The following is a 21660-nucleotide window of genomic DNA, read 5'->3' on the forward strand; positions in this document are numbered from 1 at the left end:
TTTCGCGACACGATTAGAATATATAGATCATGAGCGCTAAATTTCCTGAATATAAAGGACTTGACTTGCCAAAAGTTGCAGAAGACATTCTCAGCTATTGGGAAGAACACAACATTTTTGAAAAAAGTATTTCCACAAGAGAAGGCAATGAGCCTTATGTGTTTTTTGAAGGTCCACCTTCAGCAAATGGATTGCCTGGAGTACACCACGTTTTAGCGCGTGCTATAAAAGATATTTTTCCGCGATACAAAACCATGAAAGGTTATCAAGTAAAGCGAAAAGCAGGTTGGGACACTCACGGATTACCTATTGAATTAGGAGTTGAAAAAGAACTGGGAATCACCAAAGAAGACATAGGTAAAACCATCTCTGTAGAAGATTATAACGCAGCTTGTCGTAAAGCAGTAATGCGCTATACAGACGTATGGAACGACCTCACACAAAAAATGGGCTATTGGGTAAATATGGACGACCCATACATCACCTACGACCCAAAATACATGGAAACCGTTTGGTGGCTTCTCAAAGAAATCTATACTAAAAAGCTTATTTACAAAGGCTACACCATACAACCGTATTCGCCAAAAGCTGGTACAGGTTTGAGCTCGCACGAGCTTAATCAACCAGGAACATATCAAGACGTAACCGATACAACCGTTGTTGCACAGTTTAAGGCCAATGCCAATTCATTACCAGACTTTTTGCAAAATGAAGGTGATATTTATTTCTTGGCATGGACAACAACACCTTGGACGCTTCCAAGTAACACAGCACTAACCGTCGGGCCTAAAATAGATTACGTTTTAGTTGAAACCTATAATCAGTACACATTTCAACCTATGAATGTGATATTGGCTAAAAAATTGGTCAATTATCAATTCTCCGGAAAATTTAATTTGGTAGAAGATAAAGCTGCTTTATTAGACTATACCTCTGGTGATAAAAAAATCCCTTATTTCGTTGTTAAAGAATTTAAAGGAGCAGATTTAGTTGGCATCAGCTATGAACAATTATTAGATTATGCCCTGCCAAATGACAATCCGCAAGATGCCTTTAGAGTCATCTCGGGAGATTTCGTAACGACAGAGGATGGTACAGGTATCGTCCACACTGCGCCAACTTTTGGAGCAGATGATGCATTGGTTGCAAAACAGGCAACACCAGAAATCCCGCCATTATTGGTCAAAGACGATAACGATAATCTCGTTCCATTGGTAGATTTACAAGGTCGTTTTAGAAAAGAGGTAAAGGATGAACTTTATGGTTTTGCAGGAGAATATGTAAAGTCTGAATATTTAAATGAAGACGAAACCAAAACAGAACTCGAAAAACAAAAAGTAAACTTAGAATCGGTTATTTCTAATCTTAAGGAGTATTTGAGCGTTGACGAGCGTTTGGCACTCAAATTAAAAAACGAAAACAAAGCCTTTAAGGTTGAAAAATATAAACACAGTTATCCAAATTGCTGGAGAACCGATAAACCCATTTTATACTATCCGTTAGATTCATGGTTCATCAAAGTGACCGATGTGAAAGAGCGTATGGTAGAATTGAATAATACCATCAACTGGAAACCAGAATCTACAGGTACCGGTCGCTTCGGAAATTGGCTAGCAAACGCAAATGATTGGAATTTATCGAGATCGCGTTATTGGGGAATTCCATTACCAATCTGGAGAACAGAAGATGGAACTGAAGAAATTTGCATCGGTTCCGTTGAGGAATTAAAGTCGGAAATGGCAAAAGCGGTTTCCGCAGGTGTGCTCGAAAAAGATATTTTTGACGATTTTGAGGTGGGCAACTTTTCCGAAGAAAACTATGCAAAAATAGATTTACATAAAAACATTGTTGATGAAATCGTGTTGGTGTCTCCAAAAGGGCAACCAATGAAACGCGAGAGTGATTTAATTGATGTTTGGTTTGATTCTGGCTCAATGCCTTACGCACAGTGGCATTACCCATTTGAGAATAAAGAATTAATTGATGATCATAAATCATTTCCTGCCGATTTTATTGCAGAAGGTGTAGATCAAACACGTGGCTGGTTCTATACGCTGCACGCCATTGGTACGATGGTTTTTGATTCCGTAGCCTATAAAAATGTGGTGTCTAACGGTTTGGTGCTTGATAAAAACGGACAAAAAATGTCCAAACGTTTGGGCAACGCAACCGATCCTTTTACAACTTTAGATACTTATGGTGCGGATGCAACGCGCTGGTACATGATCATGAACGCGAACCCATGGGATAATTTAAAATTTGATATTGAAGGTATTGAGGAGGTGAAGCGTAAGTTCTTCGGAACGTTATATAACACCTATTCATTCTTTACGTTGTACACCAATTTGGACAAATTTTCTTATGCTGAAGCAGATATTCCTCTTGCTGAAAGACCAGAAATTGACCGTTGGATTTTATCTGAATTACACACATTGATCCAAAAAGTGGATGATTTTTATGCTGAATATGAGCCAACGAAAGCTGCGCGAGCAATTTCAGAATTTACGCAAGATTACCTGAGTAACTGGTACGTTCGTTTAAGCAGAAGACGTTTTTGGAAAGGCGATTATGAAAGTGATAAAATTTCGGCATACCAAACGTTGTACACTTGTATGATTACGATTGCCAAGTTAGGTGCACCAATTGCTCCTTTCTTTATGGATAGACTTTACTTAGATTTAACGAAAACAACACAAAGAGAACATGTTGAAAGTGTACATTTGGCAGACTTTCCGGTTTTTGATAAATCGTATGTAGATAAGAGTTTAGAGCGTAAAATGGAAAATGCACAAACAATTTCTTCATTAGTATTATCGTTAAGAGCTAAAGAGAAAATTAAAGTGCGCCAACCGTTGCAAAAAATTATGATTCCAATTGATTCAAAAGAACAAAAGGAAGAAATTCTGGCGGTAGCAGATTTGATAAAATCTGAAGTAAACGTTAAGGATGTTGAGGTTTTAGAAGATGCGAGTGATATTTTAGTAAAGCAGATCAAACCAAACTTTAAAGTCTTGGGACCTCGTTTTGGACAAGATATGAAAGCTGTGGCAAAAGCTATAAATAGTTTTACAGCAGATCACATTAAAAAAATCGAGCAAAACGGAGTTTTAGACGTTGAAATAAGCGGTAAAATGATTACATTAGAGCAATCTGATGTAGAGATTACATCTAAGGATATTGAAGGTTGGCTCGTAGCAAGTCAAGGCGCTTTAACTGTTGCGTTGGATGTAACATTAACAGAAGATTTAAAGAAAGAAGGCATCGCAAGAGAGTTGGTAAATAGAATACAAAACTTGCGAAAAGACTCTGGATTTGAATTGACAGATAGGATTTTTGTTCAGTTTCAAAAAGATGAAACTATCAAAAATGCAATAGAGACAAATTTAGAATATATTAAGACCGAAACTTTAACAAATAAGTTGGAGATTGTAGAAACTTTAAATAGCGGTATAGAAATTGCTTTTGATGATGTAAATACCAAACTATTTATTCAAAAAATATAAAATTATGGCAGAAAATACAGTTAGATATTCCGATAAGGATCTTGCAGAGTTCAAGATATTGATCCAAGAAAAAATTGAAAAAGCAAAGCACGATTTAGATTTAATCAAAAGTGCATATATGAATGATGGTGATAATGGTACAGATGATACTTCACCAACATTTAAGGCTTTTGACGAAGGTAGTGCAGTGATGAGTAAAGAATCAAATTCACAGTTAGCTATTAGACAGGAAAAGTTTATTCGTGACTTAAAAAATGCATTAATACGCATAGAGAACAAAAGCTATGGTGTTTGCAGAGTAACGGGTAAATTGATTAATAAAAAACGTTTAGAATTGGTACCTCATGCTACACTAAGTATTGAAGCTAAAAACATGCAACAATAAGTTATATTAAAGATAACAAACACAAAACGTCTTAGTAAATAAGGCGTTTTTTTATATTGTAAATTTTGACTTTCAGGTCTTATTTATTTTAATAGCCCTATTTTTGTCCCCTCTAATTTATAACGATGTCTTTAAAAAAAGCCACAATACTTATCATAATCATTTTACTTATAGATCAAATAAGTAAATTCTATATAAAAACACATTTTGCCCTCAACGAGAAATTAGAGATTTTTAGTTGGTTTCAAATTGCATTTGTTGAAAATGAAGGTATGGCTTGGGGAACAAAAATAAGTGATTTTGTGTCTTTTATCTCAGATAGAACCGCTAAAGTAAGCTTAACGATTTTTAGAATTTTAGCTGTAATTGGGATTGGCTATTGGTTAAAGAAATCTATTGAAAATAAGAATTCAAGAACCTTGATTTTTGCAATTTCACTAATTCTTGCAGGTGCTTTGGGTAATATAATCGATTCTGTTTTCTACGGAATAATATTTGATTCAAGTGCTGGACAAGTAGCTACATTTATGCCAGAGCAAGGATACGATACCTTATTTCATGGACGAGTAGTAGATATGTTGCACTTCCCAATGTGGAGTGGTGTCTTACCAGATTGGATTCCGTTTTATGGCGGAGAGTACTTTACCTTTTTTGATCCGGTTTTCAACATTGCAGATATGGCAATAAGTACAGGTATTGGGATATTGATTTTCTTTAATAAGCGAGCTTTTAAAAATCATTAAGCAGTTCTTTTAAAGACCGCTTCTAAATCATCAATTTTTACAGGTTTTACCAAATAATTTTGTACACCAGATAGGGATTTTGCTTTTTCAATATCTGTCAAATTTATTGAGGAACTCACAACATACAACGTGATTCTTTTTTTAAATTTATTCTGAATTTTTGTAAAGCGCTCAATAAACTCCCAGCCATCCATGACAGGCATATTTATATCCAACAATATGATTTCGGGTATGACGTCTTGATCTAAGTTTTTAAGTAACGCTTCAAAATAGTCAATACCATCTTTACCATCATTAAATACCAACAAATTACTACAAAGCTTTTTAGTCTCAATAATCTTTTTAACTAAATTCACGTAGATACTGTCATCATCTATAATACATGCCATTTTTATTTTCTTCTCCATGCTCACTAAAATTTTATTGTAAAGGTTGTACCTTCATTTACTATGCTTTCAACAAATATTTCTCCATTGAGTGATTCAATTTGATTTTTTGTAATAAATAAACCTATACCAACAGCATCCTTGTTGTAATGAAAAGTTTTGTACATTCCAAAGAGCTTATCTCCAAACTTTTCTAAATCTATACCAATTCCATTATCAGAAATTTCCAGAATTAATCGGTCTTCATTTTTAAAATCTTTTGATGTTTTCAAATGTATTTTTGATTCACGGTCTGGGTGCTTATATTTTATAGCATTGGTTAAAATATTTAATATAATGCTATCCATATAGGCTGGTATGTAGGAAATTGTATCACCAGCTTCAAAATTTGAAGTTATCGTAACATTATTTGTAGATATAATTTGACTTATAGATTTACAAACGTGGTTCAAAGTAGTCCCAATACTAATATTTTCTTGATGTTGATCACAATTTGTTTGTATCGTAACGACCTCATTTAAATGTTCAATTGTTTTATTTAAGCTATTAGAGACATCTTTAACATTAGATAAGAGATCAAGCTTTTCTTTGGGGTCATCAAAAGACTCTATAAGTTGAACAATTAATGCTAAGTTGCTACTGTGAGATCTCAAATTATGTGATACGATGTGAGCAAAATTAAATAGCCTTGAATTTTGAGATGCTACTATTTCTGAAGTTCTCTTTAAATTAATCTCTTTATTTTTTACATCATCTATATCTTGAAACACACCTCTAATACCTATAATCTCTTTCTCATCATTGAATACGGGCTTTCCTATAGCTCTAGCCCAAAACCTTTTATTGGTTGATTTTACCATTAAAATTTCTAAATCAAATGGGGTACCATTAATCGCACAATTTAAAAATACATTAGACGCAATTGTTTTGTATTCTTCAGCATATAATTTTGGCGCCATTCGTAATGATGGAATAAAGTCTTCTGGGTATTCCAAGACCTTTCTGGTAATTTGATCCCAATAGCAAGATTTATTTTCAAAATCTATATACCAACTTCCTGTAGAAGTCATGGTAGCTGTTTCTTTATAATAGTAATCGTTTTTTACTTTATCATGGGTTTTAAGTTTTGTCTTAAAAAAATAGACTGCTTTTGCCCCAGGTTTGAGATCAATCTCCATTTCATCTGTTGTTTTAGACACATACTCATCATAATTTCCATCGCTATTTAAAAGCAGGATGTTTTGCCTAAAAGGAACATCATGTCTAACGAGATTGTAAAAATTATCCCTAAAAATAGAGCGATCCTTTTGATGGATGATTTGGTTTAAAAAGAAATTTAGATTTGTTTCTATAAGTGATGGATTGTAACCAAGATCGGTTATAAACGCTTTTGACCAAAAGCTGGTATTGTTGTGGAGTTCCCAATAACAAATGTTGTTTTTAGTAATCACTTGCTTTTGTGCAGTTGACTCTGGCATTTTATCAAATATTAATTAACGTTGCTATTCATTTAGAGGGAATATTCTTATGCAAGATAATAAATATATGCATTTTGTCTAATATTGATGCATTTAATCGATAAAGTGTAAGATCTAGAATTGATAGATAGAGCTGGGAGTAACGCAATAATCTATGGTTATGTCGTTTTTGTATATGTCAGAAATTTCATTTTCCGCAGAAAAAAAAGAGAGTCCAACCTTTAAAGTGTTAGGTTGGCATTGCGCTAAGAATTTATCGTAAAAGCCTTTACCATACCCAATTCTATTCCCTTTTTTATCAAAAACGAGTAGAGGAATGAAAACGACTTCTATTTGCTCTGTGTCAATTTTGATTCCGCTCACGGGTTCAGGAATATTCCATTTGTTTTTTTTGAGCTTTGTGTTGTCAGACAACAAATAATGTGTCATTTCAAAAGTTTCAAAATCACTTTTAGAAATAACGATGTGTTTATCTTTCCCGGAGAGAATACTTAAAATATAATCGGTATTGATTTCCTTTTGTTCCGTTATGCTCAAGAAAATATGGTAAAAGGATTTATCCCAAATGGGTAACTTTAAGAGTTGATTGGCTATGTCTAAACTTTTGGTTTCAATGTCTTCTTCGGAAAGTTTTTTCCGAAGTAACCTATACGCTTTCCGTAACTGTGCTTTTGTCATCTTTTAAAGCTGTTGAAATGTGAAAAATAGCATCACCTTGGTAAATAATTGGAGACTCGTTAACATTAAAAATATAGCCAGAATTTGGCGCTTTGACAAAGTGGTTAAAAGTGCCATAGGGATCTGTGATGTTCCCTAAAATGTCATCTTTAGTTACGTAAGAATTTATTTTTACAGTAGGTTTAAACATGCCAGAGAACTTAGCTCTAAGCCATTTGCTATCTTCAATTACAATTGGTTTTTCTTTAGGTTCGGATACTTTAAACTTAGAATTTAACATTCCAAAATGGTTCAAAATACGTTTTGCGCCATTAACACCTGTATTGGTAATATTGGAGTCTATATTAAAGGACTTTCCTCCTTCAAATAAGAGCAAGGGCACACCTGCTATGCTGCAAGCGTTTCTAAAAGATTTATTTAAGTTTTTAGAATAATATATAAAGGGAGCGCCAAATACGTGTGCTAGCTCCTCTAGTTTTGGATCATCTTTTTCAATACGAACTTGGGCAGAGTTAAACCGGTCTGCACCACCTGTGTGAAAATCCATAGCAAAATCGACATGAGGTACAATTTCTGTCATTACAAAATAGGCAACTCTGCTTGCTAAAGAACCGTTATTGGTTCCTGGAAAAACACGATTTAGGTCTCTTCCGTCAGGGAATTCACGATCCATATTTAAGAATCCAAAAACGTTTATAACGGGAACACATATTGTTGTCCCTATTTTAGGTTTATTTATGCCTTTTGCAATAATTTGCCTAACAATTTCAACACCATTAATTTCATCTCCATGAATTCCAGCGGTAATTAGAACAGTTGGACCAGGTTTTTTAGAGCGCTCAATAATTATTGGTACTTCTAGCGTATTTCGAGTATGTAGTTTTGCCACTTCAAAAGTGACGGTTTCACTTTTGCCAAGTTTAATAGTTTGTCCTAGAATATGTAAATCATCTTTATTTTCCATGCTTATTATTAAAAATGATCCCTAAACATTTCGTTCTATAAAACGAATGATAGTACCTGCAATATCTTTTTTGGTAGCAGTTTCAATACCTTCTAATCCCGGAGAAGAGTTGACTTCTAAAATTAAAGGACCACGAGAGGATTGTAACAAATCAACTCCGCAAATGCCTAATCCAAGTGACTTAGCTGCTTTTAGTGCAGCATTTTCTTCATCGTCTGTAAGATCAATTATACTGGCACTTCCGCCTCTATGTAGATTGGACCTAAACTCACCTTCTTTCCCTTGACGTTTCATGGCGCCAACAACTGTACCATCTACTATAAAAACTCTAATATCTGCACCTTTAGATTCTTTTATGAATTCTTGAACAATAACTCGGGCTTGCAACCCATTAAAAGCTTCTATGACAGATTCTGCTGCGTTATTGGTTTCAGCTAAAACAACGCCTAATCCTTGAGTGCCTTCTAACAACTTAATCACTAAAGGGGCTCCACCCACATAGTCAATCATACTTTGAACGTCTTTAGCATAGTTGGAAAAAACAGTTTTTGGCATTCCCAAGCCAGCTCTAGAGAGTACTTGTAAACTTCGCAATTTATCCCTTGATCTCACTAAAGCTTGAGATTCTACTGCAGAAAATACTTTCATCATTTCAAATTGTCTTACTACAGCTGTTCCATAAAAAGTTACAGATGCTCCAATTCTTGGGATGATCGCATCTGCCTCTAATGTTCTACCTTTGAAGATGACTTTCGGGTTTTTTTTCTCAATTATTATATCGCACATTAATGGGTCAATAACCTCAACATCATGTTTGCGTTTTTTTGCTGCCTCAACAAGACGTTTTGTTGAATATAAGTGGGGATTTCTAGATAATATAATGATTTTCATAGTTTTAAATTGCGAATTTTTTGTAAGATAATCTGTTAGCGAACAGTGTGATTTTACTGTTATTTTGTTGATTTTATTTTATTTTGATAAGATAAGTTTTTTAAGCTAATGTCAACGATAAATTTTTTTGAAAGAAACTTTCGTCCAATTAAAATTGGGTATTTCATTTCATCTCTAGTGCTTAAGGTAAGATCAATTTTATATTTTTTGCCAAAAACTAAAATACTTGTTTTAACCATATATCTATTTTGAACCATACCATTACTGCTTTTAACCTTAGTTGTGGAATAGTTTTTAAACACTATGATTTTCTTGTTATAGTTTGGGTGTTCTTTGTCAAAAAACAGACATTTAAGTAAATCGTTTTCTTCAATAACTTTATGGCAGTGCATAGATGACGTGAATGCGCCAGTATCAATCTTTATATCAATATCAAATAATTCAAGAGTTGGGAAATCTACTTTATCTACTCTGCCTATAATTTTTTTTGGCATTTTTAAAATTTTTAAATAAATCGCAATGTAATCATAAGGAGGTTTTAAAAAGAAATTTTACTGCTATTTTTTAACGTTTAAAAAAGTTGTTTTCAATTGTAAATATTAACTTTGAAATGATGCAAAAGCCTGCTTTAGATATTCAAATTAAAACGTTGCCCAATCAACCTGGAGTTTATCAATATTTTGATGATAATGATAAATTGATTTATGTGGGAAAGGCAAAGAATATCAAAAAAAGAGTAAGCTCCTACTTCACAAAAACCCATGACAATGGTAAAACAAGGGTCTTAGTTAGAAAAATAGCCAATATTAAGCACATCGTTGTTGAGACAGAAACCGATGCATTATTATTGGAAAATAACCTCATAAAAAAATACAAGCCACGTTACAATGTTTTGCTTAAAGATGACAAATCCTATCCTTGGATTTGCATCAAAAATGAACGTTTCCCAAGAGTATTTCCAACACGTCGTGTTTTCAAGGATGGCTCAACATATTATGGTCCCTACACGAGCATGAAAACAGTGAGAACCTTGCTCGATTTGATAAAAGGTTTGTATAGTTTACGAACCTGTAACTATAATCTTTCCGAAGAAAAAATAGAGGCAGGTAAATATAAAGTGTGCTTAGAATACCATTTGGGAAACTGTAAAGGACCATGTGAAGACTTGCAGAGCGAAGAAGAATATAATGAGCATATTGTGGCGATACACGAAATAATCAAAGGAAATTTTAAAGACTCGCTATCTCAATTTAAAACGCAAATGCGGGAACTAGCTCAAGAGATGCATTTTGAACAAGCGCAGCGTATTAAAGATAAAATCGAAATTTTGGAAAATTATCAAGCCAAATCAACGATAGTAAATCCAAAAATCAGTAACGTTGATGTATTTAGCATCATGAGTGATGAGGGTTATGGCTACGTTAATTTTCTTCAATTGTCCTACGGAAGCATTATTAGATCCCATACTTTAGAAATCAAGAAAAAACTGGATGAAACTGATCTAGAACTATTAGAACTCGCAATTATCGAGATCAGGCAACGTTTCAACTCGGCATCCAAAGAAGTTTACGTACCATTTAAAGTAGACTTAGGAGAGGATCTAAAAGTTACGGTACCGCAAGTTGGAGATAAAAAGAAGATATTGGATTTATCTCTTCGGAATGCAAAATACTACCGTATGGAGCGCTTCAAACAGGTGAAAATCGTAGATCCAGATCGTCATGCAAACCGGATTATGGCACAAATGAAAGCCGATTTACGTCTGCCCGAAGAACCTCGCCATATCGAGTGTTTTGATAACTCCAACATACAAGGTACCAATCCCGTGGCTGCCTGTGTTGTTTTTAAAGATGGAAAACCAAGTAAGAAAGACTATCGCCATTTCAATATAAAAACGGTGGAAGGCCCAGATGATTTTGCATCAATGGAAGAAGTGGTTTATAGAAGATACAAACGTTTAGTTGAAGAGGAGCAACCCTTGCCACAACTCATAATTATCGATGGAGGTAAAGGGCAATTATCGTCTGCTTTAAAAAGTTTGGATGCATTAAATCTTCGGAAAAAAATCGCGATCATCGGAATTGCGAAACGTTTGGAAGAATTATTTTATCCAGATGATCCAATTCCCTTATATTTAGATAAGAAAAGCGAAACGCTAAAGGTGATTCAGCATCTAAGAAATGAGGCGCACCGTTTTGGGATTGAGCACCATAGAAATAGACGAAGTAAACAAGCGTTAAATACAGAGCTGGAAACGATACCGGGAATTGGAGAACAGACGGTTGTAGCTTTGATGAAAAAGTTCAAGTCGGTGAAGCGCATTTCCGAAGCAAAAAAAGAAGATTTAGAAAAAGTTGTTGGTTTATCTAGAGCTCAAAAAATAATAGAGTATTACAAAACAAAGTGAGGTATAAAATTCTTGTCATATTGCTGCTGTTAAGCGTGTTTTCTATGAAGGCCCAAACAACTGGCGAGCCACAAAAACAAAAGATAGGTTTAGTGTTGAGTGGAGGAGGAGCCAAGGGTTTTGCGCATATTGGAGTGCTCAAGGTCATTGATAGTTTAGGTATAAAAGTAGATTACATTGCTGGTACGAGTATGGGAGCAATTATTGGTTCTTTGTATGCTTCTGGATATTCTGGTAAACAGCTGGACTCAATTTTTGGTAGCCTGGATTTTGATGAAGTTATTAATGATTATGTACCACGCTCTGCAAAAACAATTTATGAGCGAAACAATACAGAGAAATATGCTGTTGTGCTTCCGTTTAACGGATTTAAACTTAAATTGCCATCTGCAATTTCTAGAGGGCAAAACGTGTTTAATCTCTTATCAAAGTTAACGCTTCATGTGAGTGAGATTCGTGATTTTGATAAGTTGCCAATTCCGTTTTTTTGTGTTGCCACAAATGTCGAGACTGGAAATCAAGTCATATTGGATTCTGGTAATCTGCCTCAATGTGTATCTGCAAGTGGAGCTTTCCCTTCTTTATTTCAACCTGTAGAGATTGATGGTGACTTATTGATAGATGGAGGTGTGATCAATAATTACCCTATTGACGAGCTTAAGGCAAAAGGGATGGATATTATCATTGGTGTAGATGTACAAGATGGTCTTGCAAGTAGAGAAGATATGGTTTCTGCGCCTTCTGTATTGTTGCAGATCAATAACTTCAGGACTATTAATGATATGATATTGAAATCTAAAAAGACAGATATTTACATCAAGCCAGACATCAAAGATTTTACGGTAATTTCATTTAGCGAAGGCAAAGAGATTATTAATAATGGACAACTCGCAGCTTTAGAGCGTTTAGAGGCTTTGGATCAACTTCCTAAATATAAGATCCAAAAAGGTGAAAGAGAGTTTGACTTAACCTATAAAGATAGTATTCAAATAAACGACATAAGTTTTACAGGAAATAAAAGATATGATAGATCTTATATTTTAGGAAAAATGAAACTAAAAGGAAGCGAAAAAGTGAGTTATGATAACTTTAATAGAGGCGTAAATAATTTGATAGCAACAAATAATTTTGACTCATTTAAATATTGTTTTGAAAAATCAAAAGAAAAAGAGGGTTATGATTTTACAGCAGAGCTAACAGAAAATACATCAACCACATTTTTAAAGTTAGGAATACATTACGATGATTTGTATAAAAGTGCAGCATTATTGAATTTAACTAAAAAGAGACTTTTGTTCAACAATGATATTGCATCACTGGATTTAATCTTGGGAGATAACGTGAGGTATAATTTTGAGTATTTAATAGACAAAGGATTTTATTGGAGCGTCGGTTTAAAATCAAGATACAACCAGTTTGAAAAAGGAGTCAGTAGTGAGTTGCTCTTAGATGAAGCACAAATTGATGAAACAGGTATTAATCAATTGGATGTTCAGCTAAGGGATCAAACCAATCAATTTTATTTACAAACATTGTTTAGAAAAGATTTTGCCTTTAGTATTGGAGCAGAACATAAGCGATTGAACATCAAATCTGAAACAATTACAATAGATACAGAAACAGATGAATTTCTGTTTGATAATACCGATTATTTTAGTCTCTTCGGAAGTTTGAAACTAGACACATATGATGACAAGTACTATCCATCAAAAGGTCTTTTCTTCAACGGAGATATTCATACCTATTTATTTGCATCACATTTTAATCAAGATTTTGAAGAGTTCTCTATCGCAAAAGCAGAAATGGGCTACGCCTTTAGAGTCTCTAATAGCGTCAGTTTTAATTTGATGACAAGTGGCGGATTCAAATTTGGAGACAACTCCACAAGCACATTAGATTTTGCTTTAGGTGGCTACGGAAATAACTTTATAAATAATTTCATACCCTTTTTAGGTTATGATTTTATATCTATAAGTGGTAACAGTTTTGTAAAAGCTTATGCAAATGCAGATGTTGAGATTTTCAATAAAAACCATATCACATTAGAAGCCAATTGGGCAAATATTGACAACGATATTTTTGCATCTGGTGAGTGGTTCACATTGCCAGATTATAGGGGATATGCTTTAGGTTACGGATTAGAAACTTTTTTAGGACCAATTCAAGTAAAATATAGCTACTCACCAGAACAAAGTGAAAGCGTTTGGTATTTTAATATTGGATTTTGGTTTTAGAATACTCAAAAATTTTCCGATATTTATCCCATGTCTAATCTCATCTTCAAAGATTTATTAAGTCACCTCCAGTTTCTCATTAAAAGAAATCCTGAGTAAGTTGCATTTTTCGTATCTTTAAAACGCATGTAATTTATACCAGTAAGCGTATAAACAAATCAATTTTTAAACTTAAAACATATGCCTTTTTATCATAAATTAGGAAAAATTCCACCAAAGCGACATACCCAATTTCGAAAAGAAGATGGGAGCTTATACTCAGAGCAATTGTTTGGTACCATTGGTTTTGATGGTATGTCAACCAATAGTTATCATGAGCAGCGACCAACACAGGTTAAAGCCATTAAAAAACAATACAGCGTCGCACCAAAAATTGCAAAGGAAAATCATATTCAATCCTATCGTTTTAGAGGCTTTCAAGTCAAACCAGAAAATGATTACCTAGATAGCAGAAAAGCAATTTTGACCAATAGCGATTGCACAATCATTCTTGCTGCACCAAAAAACAAAACCACAGATTATTTCTATAAAAACTCAGATGCCGACGAGCTTATTTTCATCCATAAAGGCACAGGAAAGCTGAGAACACATTTAGGAAATCTAGATTTTAAATATGGTGATTATCTAGTAGTGCCAAGAGGAATTATTTATAAAATGGATTTTGATACTGAAGACAATAGACTCTTCATTGTAGAATCCCGTCGACCAATTTACACACCAAAACGATATAGAAATTGGTTTGGCCAACTTTTAGAGCATTCTCCTTTTTGCGAACGTGATTTGAGACAGCCACAAGAATTGGAAACACACAACGAGTCTGGAGATTTTTTAATGAAAATTAAAAAACAGGACGATATGTTTGAAATGGTATACGCATCGCATCCATTTGATGTGGTTGGATATGACGGTTATAACTATCCTTACGCATTTTCGATTCATGATTTTGAACCCATAACAGGTCGCATCCATCAGCCACCACCAGTACACCAAACATTTGAAACAGATGCTTTCGTGGTCTGTAGTTTTGTGCCAAGATTATACGATTATCATCCAGATAGCATTCCTGCACCTTACAATCATAGTAACATTGATAGTGATGAGGTCCTTTATTATGTAGATGGCGATTTTATGAGCAGAAATGATATAGATAAAGGGCACATAAGTTTACACCCAGCAGGTATACCTCATGGTCCGCACCCAGGAGCAACAGAGCGAAGTATTGGTAAAGTAAAGACAGATGAGCTAGCAGTTATGGTAGATACATTTAAGCCATTAAAAGTCACAGAAGAAGCCTTAAAAATAGCCGATGAAGATTATTTCAAATCATGGTTAGACCACTAAACTAAAAATTAAATTAATGTACAACAAATTACCAGCAGACCCAACTGCAATGATTTTAGGTATTATAGCACTCGTCGTATCCTTTGCAGGATGTTGCTGTGGGATATTTGCTTTTATACCGTTAATTTTGAGCATCATAGGTTTAGTGATAGCAAATAAAAGTTTGAGGGAATTTCAAGCAAATCCAAGTATTTATGAGCCTCAAAGTAAAAGTAATGTTTCCACATCAAGGATTTTAAATATTATAGCCTTGGTAATGAGTTCAATTACGATACTATTTTACTTGGCTTATTTTTTAATTTACGGAGCATTATTTTCAACCGCAATTATGGAAGGTTACGAGCTTCAAAAAAATGCAGACGACTACAGTAACGAATGGGAAAATGATTCAATTTACGAGTATGAAGATGACTATTACGAAATAGAAGAAGATACCATAAAAGTAGATTCCATAAATATTGAAGAGCTAATAGAGACAGAAATAGACAGTATAAATAATTAAAAACATAAAAATACTTTCTTCGGAAATGTTATATCTCCAAAGAAGGTCCAAAATATAGTATTATGGCAAAAGAAGTTAAAAGTGTCGATTACGGATTAGAAAAGATTTTCGACGGAGCCCAAGATTTTTTACCGTTATTAGGTACAGATTACGTAGAATTTTACGTTGGTAATGCAAAACAATCTGCGCATTTCTATAAAACAGCATTCGGTTTTCAATCCTTTGCATATAGAGGTTTAGAAACAGGATCTCGAGATTCAGTAAGTTACGTACTTAAGCAAGATAAAATTAGATTAGTACTTACCACACCATTAACCAGTAAGTCAAAAATTAATGATCATATTGTAAAACATGGAGATGGCGTAAAAGTAGTTGCGCTTTGGGTAGATGATGCCAGAAAATCGTACGAGGAAACCACAAAAAGAGGAGCAAAATCCTATATGGAGCCAACCGTAGAAAAGGACGAGTTTGGTGAAGTTGTAAGAGCAGGAATCTACACATACGGTGAAACGGTTCATATGTTTGTTGAGCGTAAAAACTATAAAGGTAAATTTATGCCAGGTTTTGTGGAATGGGAAAGTGATTACAATCCAGAGTCCGTTGGTCTAAAGTATATTGACCATATGGTGGGTAATGTAGGTTGGGGACAAATGAACACATGGGTAAAATGGTATGAAGATGTGATGGGATTTGTGAATTTCCTATCATTTGACGATAAACAAATTCATACAGAATATTCTGCACTCATGAGTAAAGTAATGAGTAATGGCAATGGTCGTATAAAATTCCCTATAAACGAGCCAGCCAAAGCAGCAAAAAAATCACAAATTGAAGAGTATTTAGATTTTTACGAAGATTCTGGAGTCCAGCATATTGCTGTCGCTACAGATGATATCATAAAAACAGTAGATCAGTTAAAAGCAAGGGGAGTAGAGTTTTTGCCACCACCACCACAAGCGTACTATGATGATATCCCGAGACGTTTGGGTGTGCATATGGACATGATGAAAGAAGATATTAAAGAACTTCAAAAACTATCCATCTTAGTAGATGCAGATGAAGAAGGTTACTTACTTCAAATTTTCACCAAACCAGTTGAAGATAGACCAACACTCTTTTTTGAAATTATACAAAGAATGGGAGCACAAGGTTTTGGTGCTGGTAATTTTAAGGCATTATTTGAATCTATAGAGAGAGAGCAAGCAAAACGAGGTACTTTGTGATTTTCAATAAATAATAAATGATAACTCTAAAGCTCAATCTCATAAGGATTGAGCTTTTTTTATCGATATATGAAAACTATTTGTAGCTTAAATTCCGAAGAAAAAATATAAAATCTAACACAACTATAACGTCTTTATTTATAATGGTTTCAATAAAATTTATATTTTTGGAATAGTAATTGTAATTGTTGGATATGAACAATAAAATGTAATTCTGATGGTTACATTTGCAATACAATAAAAGATGAAAAACGTACTACTTATAATTGGAATTATATTTTGTCTGCAACCTTCTTTTGCCCAAAAGAAAAGTGCATTTCAAGATGGTGAATGGTTTAAATTCGAAATGAGCTATAGTGGTTTTCTTAAGGCAGGCAATGCAACCTTATCTGTTGATGAAACAACTTTACAAGGTAAACCTGTATATCATGTTACCGGAAAAGGTTGGACGACGGGAGCGATTAAGTGGTTCTTTAAAGTCAAAGATAGATATGAAAGCTATTTTGATAAAAACACTGGTGTACCATATAAGTTTATTAGAAAAATTGACGAAGGTGGCCATACAAAGGACATAGAGATTAATTTTGATCAAATAAAAAGGGAGGCTATTGTTGAAAACAAAAAAAATAAAACAACAAATACCTTTACAACAGAGCAAGACGTACAAGACATGGTGTCTGCTTTTTATTATCTTCGTAATAATTATGAAACTAATAATATTAAAGAGGGAGATGTTGTAGAATTAGATATGTTTTTTGACGAAGAGAACTTTGGTTTTAAATTGAAATTTTTAGGCAGGGAAACTGTCGATACAGAATTTGGTAAAATCAAAACGCTTAGGTTTAGACCTTATGTTATGGCTGGACGAGTTTTTAAAGAACAAGAAAGTTTGACACTTTGGGTAAGTGCAGATGAAAATAAAATTCCACTAAAGATCAAGGCAGATTTAGCTGTAGGTTCTTTAAGAGCAGATTTGGTGGAATTTAAAGGATTAAAACATTATTTCCCGATACAATTTGACTAATTAAATGGATGAATTACATAAGTTTGACGATATCGTTAAGCAGATACAAGAGAAATACACAAAAATAGATCAAGACACCGATGATCACCTATATGGCTTGCTTTACAGCAAGCCTATTACGTATTGGGATTACATACAAACCGATGCGTTGCTAAATCTTCAAATACAACGCACAACTCTTCCAGATGAAATGGTATTTATAGCATACCATCAAATTAATGAGCTCATATTTAAAATGATCTTGTGGGAAATTGACCAGGTCGCTCAAAAAGAAGAACTTGATGTCGCTTTTTTTGAAAATAAAATAATGCGTGTTAGTAGATATTTTGATATGTTGACGACCTCCTTCAATATTATGAGAGAAGGTATGGAAATTGAGCAATACATGAAATTTCGATATACATTGACACCTGCTAGCGGATTTCAAAGTGCGCAATACAGAATGATTGAGTTTGCATCTACAGAGCTCATCAACCTTATAGATTACAGGTTTAGAAAAACCATAGATAGAAATACGCCTTTCGAGCATGCCTTTGAGCATTTATATTGGCAAGCTGCTGGAAAAGATTATAAGACAGGAAAAAAATCTACGCTCTTGGTTAATTTTGAAAAGCGCTACAAAGGAGATTTCATCCGTTTTATGCAAACATATAACACAAAAAATCTTTGGTCTCGTTTTAAGGAACTACCACAAAAAGATCAAAAAAACGAAGATCTTATTAAGGCCATGCGTCATTTTGATTATACAGTAAATATCACTTGGGTAATGGCACATTATAATGCTGCTAGACATTACATAGAAAGTGGTACAGGTGATGGTGAAGCAACAGGAGGGAGTGACTGGAAAAAATATATGCATCCAAAATATCAAAAACGCATATTTTTTCCTGAACTTTGGAGTGAAGAAGAAATAACAAATTGGGGGGAAAATATCTAACAGACTACTTAATGCAACTAAAACAATTATTAATAGCAACCGTATTATTCATAGGAGTGTTTTCTTGTAAAGATGAAGAGAAAACAATAGCAGAACCTTTACCAGAAATTATAGAGCCAGAACCTATCAAGGAATTTGGTTTTGTTCTTGATGATTATATCGTAAAACGAGATACCATTAAAAGTGGAGATAGTTTTGGTGAAATATTAGAACGCAATCACATTGGTTATCCGAGAATTTTCAATATTGCAGAAAAAGCAAAAGACAGTTTTGATATTAGAAACCTAAAAGCAGGCAAGCCTTACACGCTGTTGTGCGCTAAAGATTCATTACAAACACCGCAGTGTTTCATCTATCAGCCAAATAGTATTGATTATGTCGTAATCAAATTTGCAGATTCTATAATTGCTTATAATGAGAGAAAGCCTATAAGTATCGTTCAAAAAGAAGCATCGGGTATTGTAATGAATAATCTATCCGAAACTATGGAGCAACAAGGCTTGCCTTACACGCTTATAAATGACATGAGTGATATCTATGCATGGACAATTAACTTTTTCAAGCTCCAAAAAGGTGACCGATTTAAGATTGTTTACAACCAGCGTTTTATAGAAGACACTATTCCTGCAGGAATTCAAAGTATAGATGCAGCTTACTTTAAGCATAAAGACCAATCATTTTACGCCTTTAATTTTGAAGTAGATAGTGTAAAGAATATTTCAGATTATTTTGATGAAAATGCTAAAAGTCTAAGGCGAACATTCTTAAAAGCACCAGTTCAATTTAGTAGAATTTCCTCGCGTTACAACCTCAATCGTCGTATTGCCTATTATGGTTACAAATTGAGACCTCACAAAGGAACCGATTTTGCAGCACCAATAGGAACACCCATTTTAGCAACCGCAAACGGAACAGTAGAAGAATCCACCAGACGAGGTGGAAACGGTAAATACGTAAAAATAAAGCACAGCCCAACGTATAGTACACAGTACCTGCACATGAAGAACCAAAACGTTAAAAAAGGACAATTTGTAAAACAAGGAGATGTCATTGGTTGGGTTGGTATGACAGGAAATACAGGTGGTCCGCACGTATGCTATCGCTTTTGGAAAAACGGAAAACAAGTAGACCCTTTCAAAGAAAAATTACCAGAAGCAGAGTCCATTCCAGATTCTTTAAAACCTAGATATACCGATTTTATCAAACCTCTAAAATCCCAACTTGATAACATTCAATTCAAAGATAATAAAATAGATATTCCTTCGGAAGAAGAAACACTTACCAGCAACATACAATAATGGCATTAAAAACAGTCAACCCAACCAAAACAACTGCTTGGAGCAAATTACAAGCACATTTTAAAACCATAGAACACACACATTTAAAAGAGTTATTTGCCCAACATACCAATAGGGCAAATGAAATGACCATAAAATGGGAAGATTTTTATGTAGATTATTCTAAGCACAGAGTTTCTAATGAAACACTGGATTTGTTACTAGAATTAGTAAACGAAGTTGATCTCAAAGATGCCATGAGCAAATATTTTGCAGGTGACGTCATAAATAAAACTGAAGGACGCGAAGTGTTACATACTGCATTAAGAAATCCCAAAGAAGCTAAGGTTTTGGTCAATGGAGAAAATGTAATGCCAGAAATTTTTGAAGTAAAATCAAAAATCGAAGCGTTTTCTAGTAAGATAATTTCCGGAGCATTAAAAAGTTACAAAAACCAACCGTTTACAGATGTTGTAAATATTGGTATAGGAGGTTCAGATTTAGGTCCTGCAATGGTTGTTGACGCTTTGGCATTTTATAAGAATCAATTAAAAACGCATTTTGTAAGCAACGTTGATGGTGACCATGTTAATGAAGTAATTAAAAATTTAAATCCGGAAACAACCCTTTTTGTCATTGTCTCAAAGACGTTCACAACACAAGAAACCTTATCAAATGCCAATACCATTAGAGAATGGTTTTTAAACCATGCACCTCAAGAAGCAGTCTCAAAACACTTTGTTGCGGTCTCTACAAATATTGAAAAAGTGAAAGATTTCGGGATTGATGAAGATAATATTTTCCCTATGTGGAACTGGGTTGGAGGACGTTTTTCTCTTTGGAGCGCAGTGGGTCTTTCAATCAGTTTAGCAGTCGGTTTTGATAATTTTGACAAGTTATTATTAGGCGCTCATAAAATGGATGAGCATTTTAAAAACGAGGATTTTGATAAAAATATACCCGTAATTTCAGCTCTTTTGAGTGTATGGTATAATAATTTTTTTAATGCTGAAAGTGAAGCTGTCATTCCATATTCGCAATATTTAAACCAATTTGCAACTTACCTTCAGCAAGGTATTATGGAGAGCAACGGAAAAAGTATTGATAGAAATGGCGATAAGATCAACTACCAAACAGGAACCATAATTTGGGGAGAACCAGGTACAAATTCGCAACATGCCTTTTTTCAATTGATTCATCAAGGGACAAAATTAATTCCTGCGGAATTTATCGGTTTTGCAAAATCACTTCATGGCAATCAGGACCATCAAGATAAGCTCATGTCCAATTTCTTTGCCCAAACAGAAGCGTTGATGAACGGTAAATCTGAAAAAACAGTAAAAGAAGAGTTGGTGGCGCAAGGAGTTTCCGAAGAACAAATAAAAGAACTTACCCCTTTTAAGGTTTTTGATGGCAATAAGCCAACAACAACGTTTTTGATAGACAAATTAACACCAGAAAGCTTAGGTAAGTTAGTAGCAATGTACGAGCACAAAATTTTTGTTCAAGGTATTATCTGGAATATTTTTAGCTACGACCAATTTGGAGTAGAATTAGGAAAACAGCTCGCAAATACGATTTTAAAGGAGCTCAATGATGAAAATGTTATGAACAATCATGACGGTTCTACACAAAATCTCATAGATTACTACCAAAAAATGAAGTAATTAGTGTTGAATAGTTATCT

18 protein-coding genes are annotated in these 21660 nt (G+C 34.1%); 12 read left to right on the plus strand and 6 right to left on the minus strand.

Annotated elements, in window-relative coordinates; genetic code table 11:
* The first annotated feature begins 29 nt into the window (after window positions 1-29).
* From ileS to GQ40_RS14290, 3 genes are all read left to right on the plus strand, one after another.
* The gene (gene ileS, locus GQ40_RS14280; protein WP_047549830.1) at window positions 30-3503 is read left to right on the plus strand and encodes an isoleucine--tRNA ligase; all 3474 of its coding nucleotides are present in this window, start codon (window positions 30-32) and stop codon (window positions 3501-3503) included.
* Window positions 3504-3507: 4 nt separating this feature from the next.
* Window positions 3508-3888, plus strand: a complete 381-nt coding sequence (locus GQ40_RS14285; RefSeq protein ID WP_047549833.1) for a TraR/DksA family transcriptional regulator — start codon at window positions 3508-3510, stop codon at window positions 3886-3888.
* 125 nt (window positions 3889-4013) lie between these two features.
* Complete coding sequence (locus GQ40_RS14290; RefSeq protein ID WP_047549836.1) at window positions 4014-4631, plus strand: lipoprotein signal peptidase; 618 nt, start codon at window positions 4014-4016, stop codon at window positions 4629-4631.
* On the opposite strand, the gene GQ40_RS14295 is transcribed toward GQ40_RS14290, so the two are convergent.
* The 6 genes from GQ40_RS14295 to GQ40_RS14320 form a co-directional block, all read right to left on the minus strand.
* Window positions 4628-5038 carry a response regulator gene (locus tag GQ40_RS14295; RefSeq protein WP_047549839.1) on the minus strand — a complete coding sequence of 137 codons (411 nt, stop codon included), beginning with the start codon at window positions 5036-5038 and terminating at the stop codon, window positions 4628-4630. The genes GQ40_RS14290 and GQ40_RS14295 overlap by 4 nt on opposite strands.
* 5 nt (window positions 5039-5043) lie before the next feature.
* A complete protein-coding gene (locus tag GQ40_RS14300) occupies window positions 5044-6495 on the minus strand; it encodes an ATP-binding protein (protein ID WP_047549843.1) in 1452 nt (483 codons plus the stop codon).
* Window positions 6496-6609: 114 nt separating this feature from the next.
* Window positions 6610-7173 (minus strand): 5-formyltetrahydrofolate cyclo-ligase, encoded by a 564-nt coding sequence (locus GQ40_RS14305; protein ID WP_047549845.1) that lies wholly within the window; start codon window positions 7171-7173, stop codon window positions 6610-6612.
* Window positions 7142-8137: a succinylglutamate desuccinylase/aspartoacylase family protein gene (locus GQ40_RS14310; RefSeq protein ID WP_047549848.1), complete on the minus strand. Its 996-nt coding sequence runs from the start codon at window positions 8135-8137 to the stop codon at window positions 7142-7144. Before GQ40_RS14310 ends, GQ40_RS14305 begins: the two co-directional genes overlap by 32 nt.
* A gap of 21 nt (window positions 8138-8158) precedes the next feature.
* Complete coding sequence (gene rimK, locus GQ40_RS14315) at window positions 8159-9028, minus strand: 30S ribosomal protein S6--L-glutamate ligase (RefSeq protein WP_047549851.1); 870 nt, start codon at window positions 9026-9028, stop codon at window positions 8159-8161.
* Window positions 9029-9087: 59 nt separating this feature from the next.
* Window positions 9088-9522 carry an ATP-dependent zinc protease gene (locus tag GQ40_RS14320; RefSeq protein WP_047549854.1) on the minus strand — a complete coding sequence of 145 codons (435 nt, stop codon included), beginning with the start codon at window positions 9520-9522 and terminating at the stop codon, window positions 9088-9090.
* A gap of 119 nt (window positions 9523-9641) precedes the next feature.
* On the opposite strand from GQ40_RS14320, the gene uvrC reads away from it, so the two are divergent.
* The 9 genes from uvrC to pgi all read left to right on the plus strand — a co-directional run bounded on the left by uvrC (window position 9642) and on the right by pgi (window position 21640).
* The gene (gene uvrC / locus GQ40_RS14325; protein ID WP_047549857.1) at window positions 9642-11435 is read left to right on the plus strand and encodes an excinuclease ABC subunit UvrC; all 1794 of its coding nucleotides are present in this window, start codon (window positions 9642-9644) and stop codon (window positions 11433-11435) included.
* Between the two features lie 44 nt (window positions 11436-11479).
* Window positions 11480-13669, plus strand: a complete 2190-nt coding sequence (locus GQ40_RS14330) for a patatin-like phospholipase family protein (RefSeq protein WP_052184276.1) — start codon at window positions 11480-11482, stop codon at window positions 13667-13669.
* Window positions 13670-13849: 180 nt separating this feature from the next.
* Window positions 13850-15010: a homogentisate 1,2-dioxygenase gene (locus GQ40_RS14335; protein WP_047549860.1), complete on the plus strand. Its 1161-nt coding sequence runs from the start codon at window positions 13850-13852 to the stop codon at window positions 15008-15010.
* 16 nt (window positions 15011-15026) lie between these two features.
* Complete coding sequence (locus GQ40_RS14340) at window positions 15027-15512, plus strand: CCC motif membrane protein (RefSeq protein WP_156115595.1); 486 nt, start codon at window positions 15027-15029, stop codon at window positions 15510-15512.
* 62 nt (window positions 15513-15574) lie between these two features.
* The gene (gene hppD / locus GQ40_RS14345; RefSeq protein ID WP_047549862.1) at window positions 15575-16735 is read left to right on the plus strand and encodes a 4-hydroxyphenylpyruvate dioxygenase; all 1161 of its coding nucleotides are present in this window, start codon (window positions 15575-15577) and stop codon (window positions 16733-16735) included.
* A 244-nt stretch (window positions 16736-16979) separates the two neighbouring features.
* Window positions 16980-17759 carry a DUF3108 domain-containing protein gene (locus tag GQ40_RS14350; RefSeq protein ID WP_047549864.1) on the plus strand — a complete coding sequence of 260 codons (780 nt, stop codon included), beginning with the start codon at window positions 16980-16982 and terminating at the stop codon, window positions 17757-17759.
* Between the two features lie 4 nt (window positions 17760-17763).
* Window positions 17764-18696 carry a tryptophan 2,3-dioxygenase family protein gene (locus tag GQ40_RS14355; protein ID WP_047549867.1) on the plus strand — a complete coding sequence of 311 codons (933 nt, stop codon included), beginning with the start codon at window positions 17764-17766 and terminating at the stop codon, window positions 18694-18696.
* Window positions 18697-18707: 11 nt separating this feature from the next.
* Window positions 18708-19994, plus strand: a complete 1287-nt coding sequence (locus GQ40_RS14360) for a M23 family metallopeptidase (protein ID WP_047552014.1) — start codon at window positions 18708-18710, stop codon at window positions 19992-19994.
* On the plus strand, window positions 19994-21640 hold the full coding sequence (pgi, locus tag GQ40_RS14365; RefSeq protein ID WP_047549870.1) for a glucose-6-phosphate isomerase: 1647 nt from the start codon (window positions 19994-19996) through the stop codon (window positions 21638-21640). Before GQ40_RS14360 ends, pgi begins: the two co-directional genes overlap by 1 nt.
* Window positions 21641-21660: the final 20 nt, after the last annotated feature.

This window comes from Psychroserpens sp. Hel_I_66, from assembly GCF_000799465.1.
In the GTDB taxonomy this organism is placed as follows: Bacteria; Bacteroidota; Bacteroidia; order Flavobacteriales; family Flavobacteriaceae; genus Psychroserpens.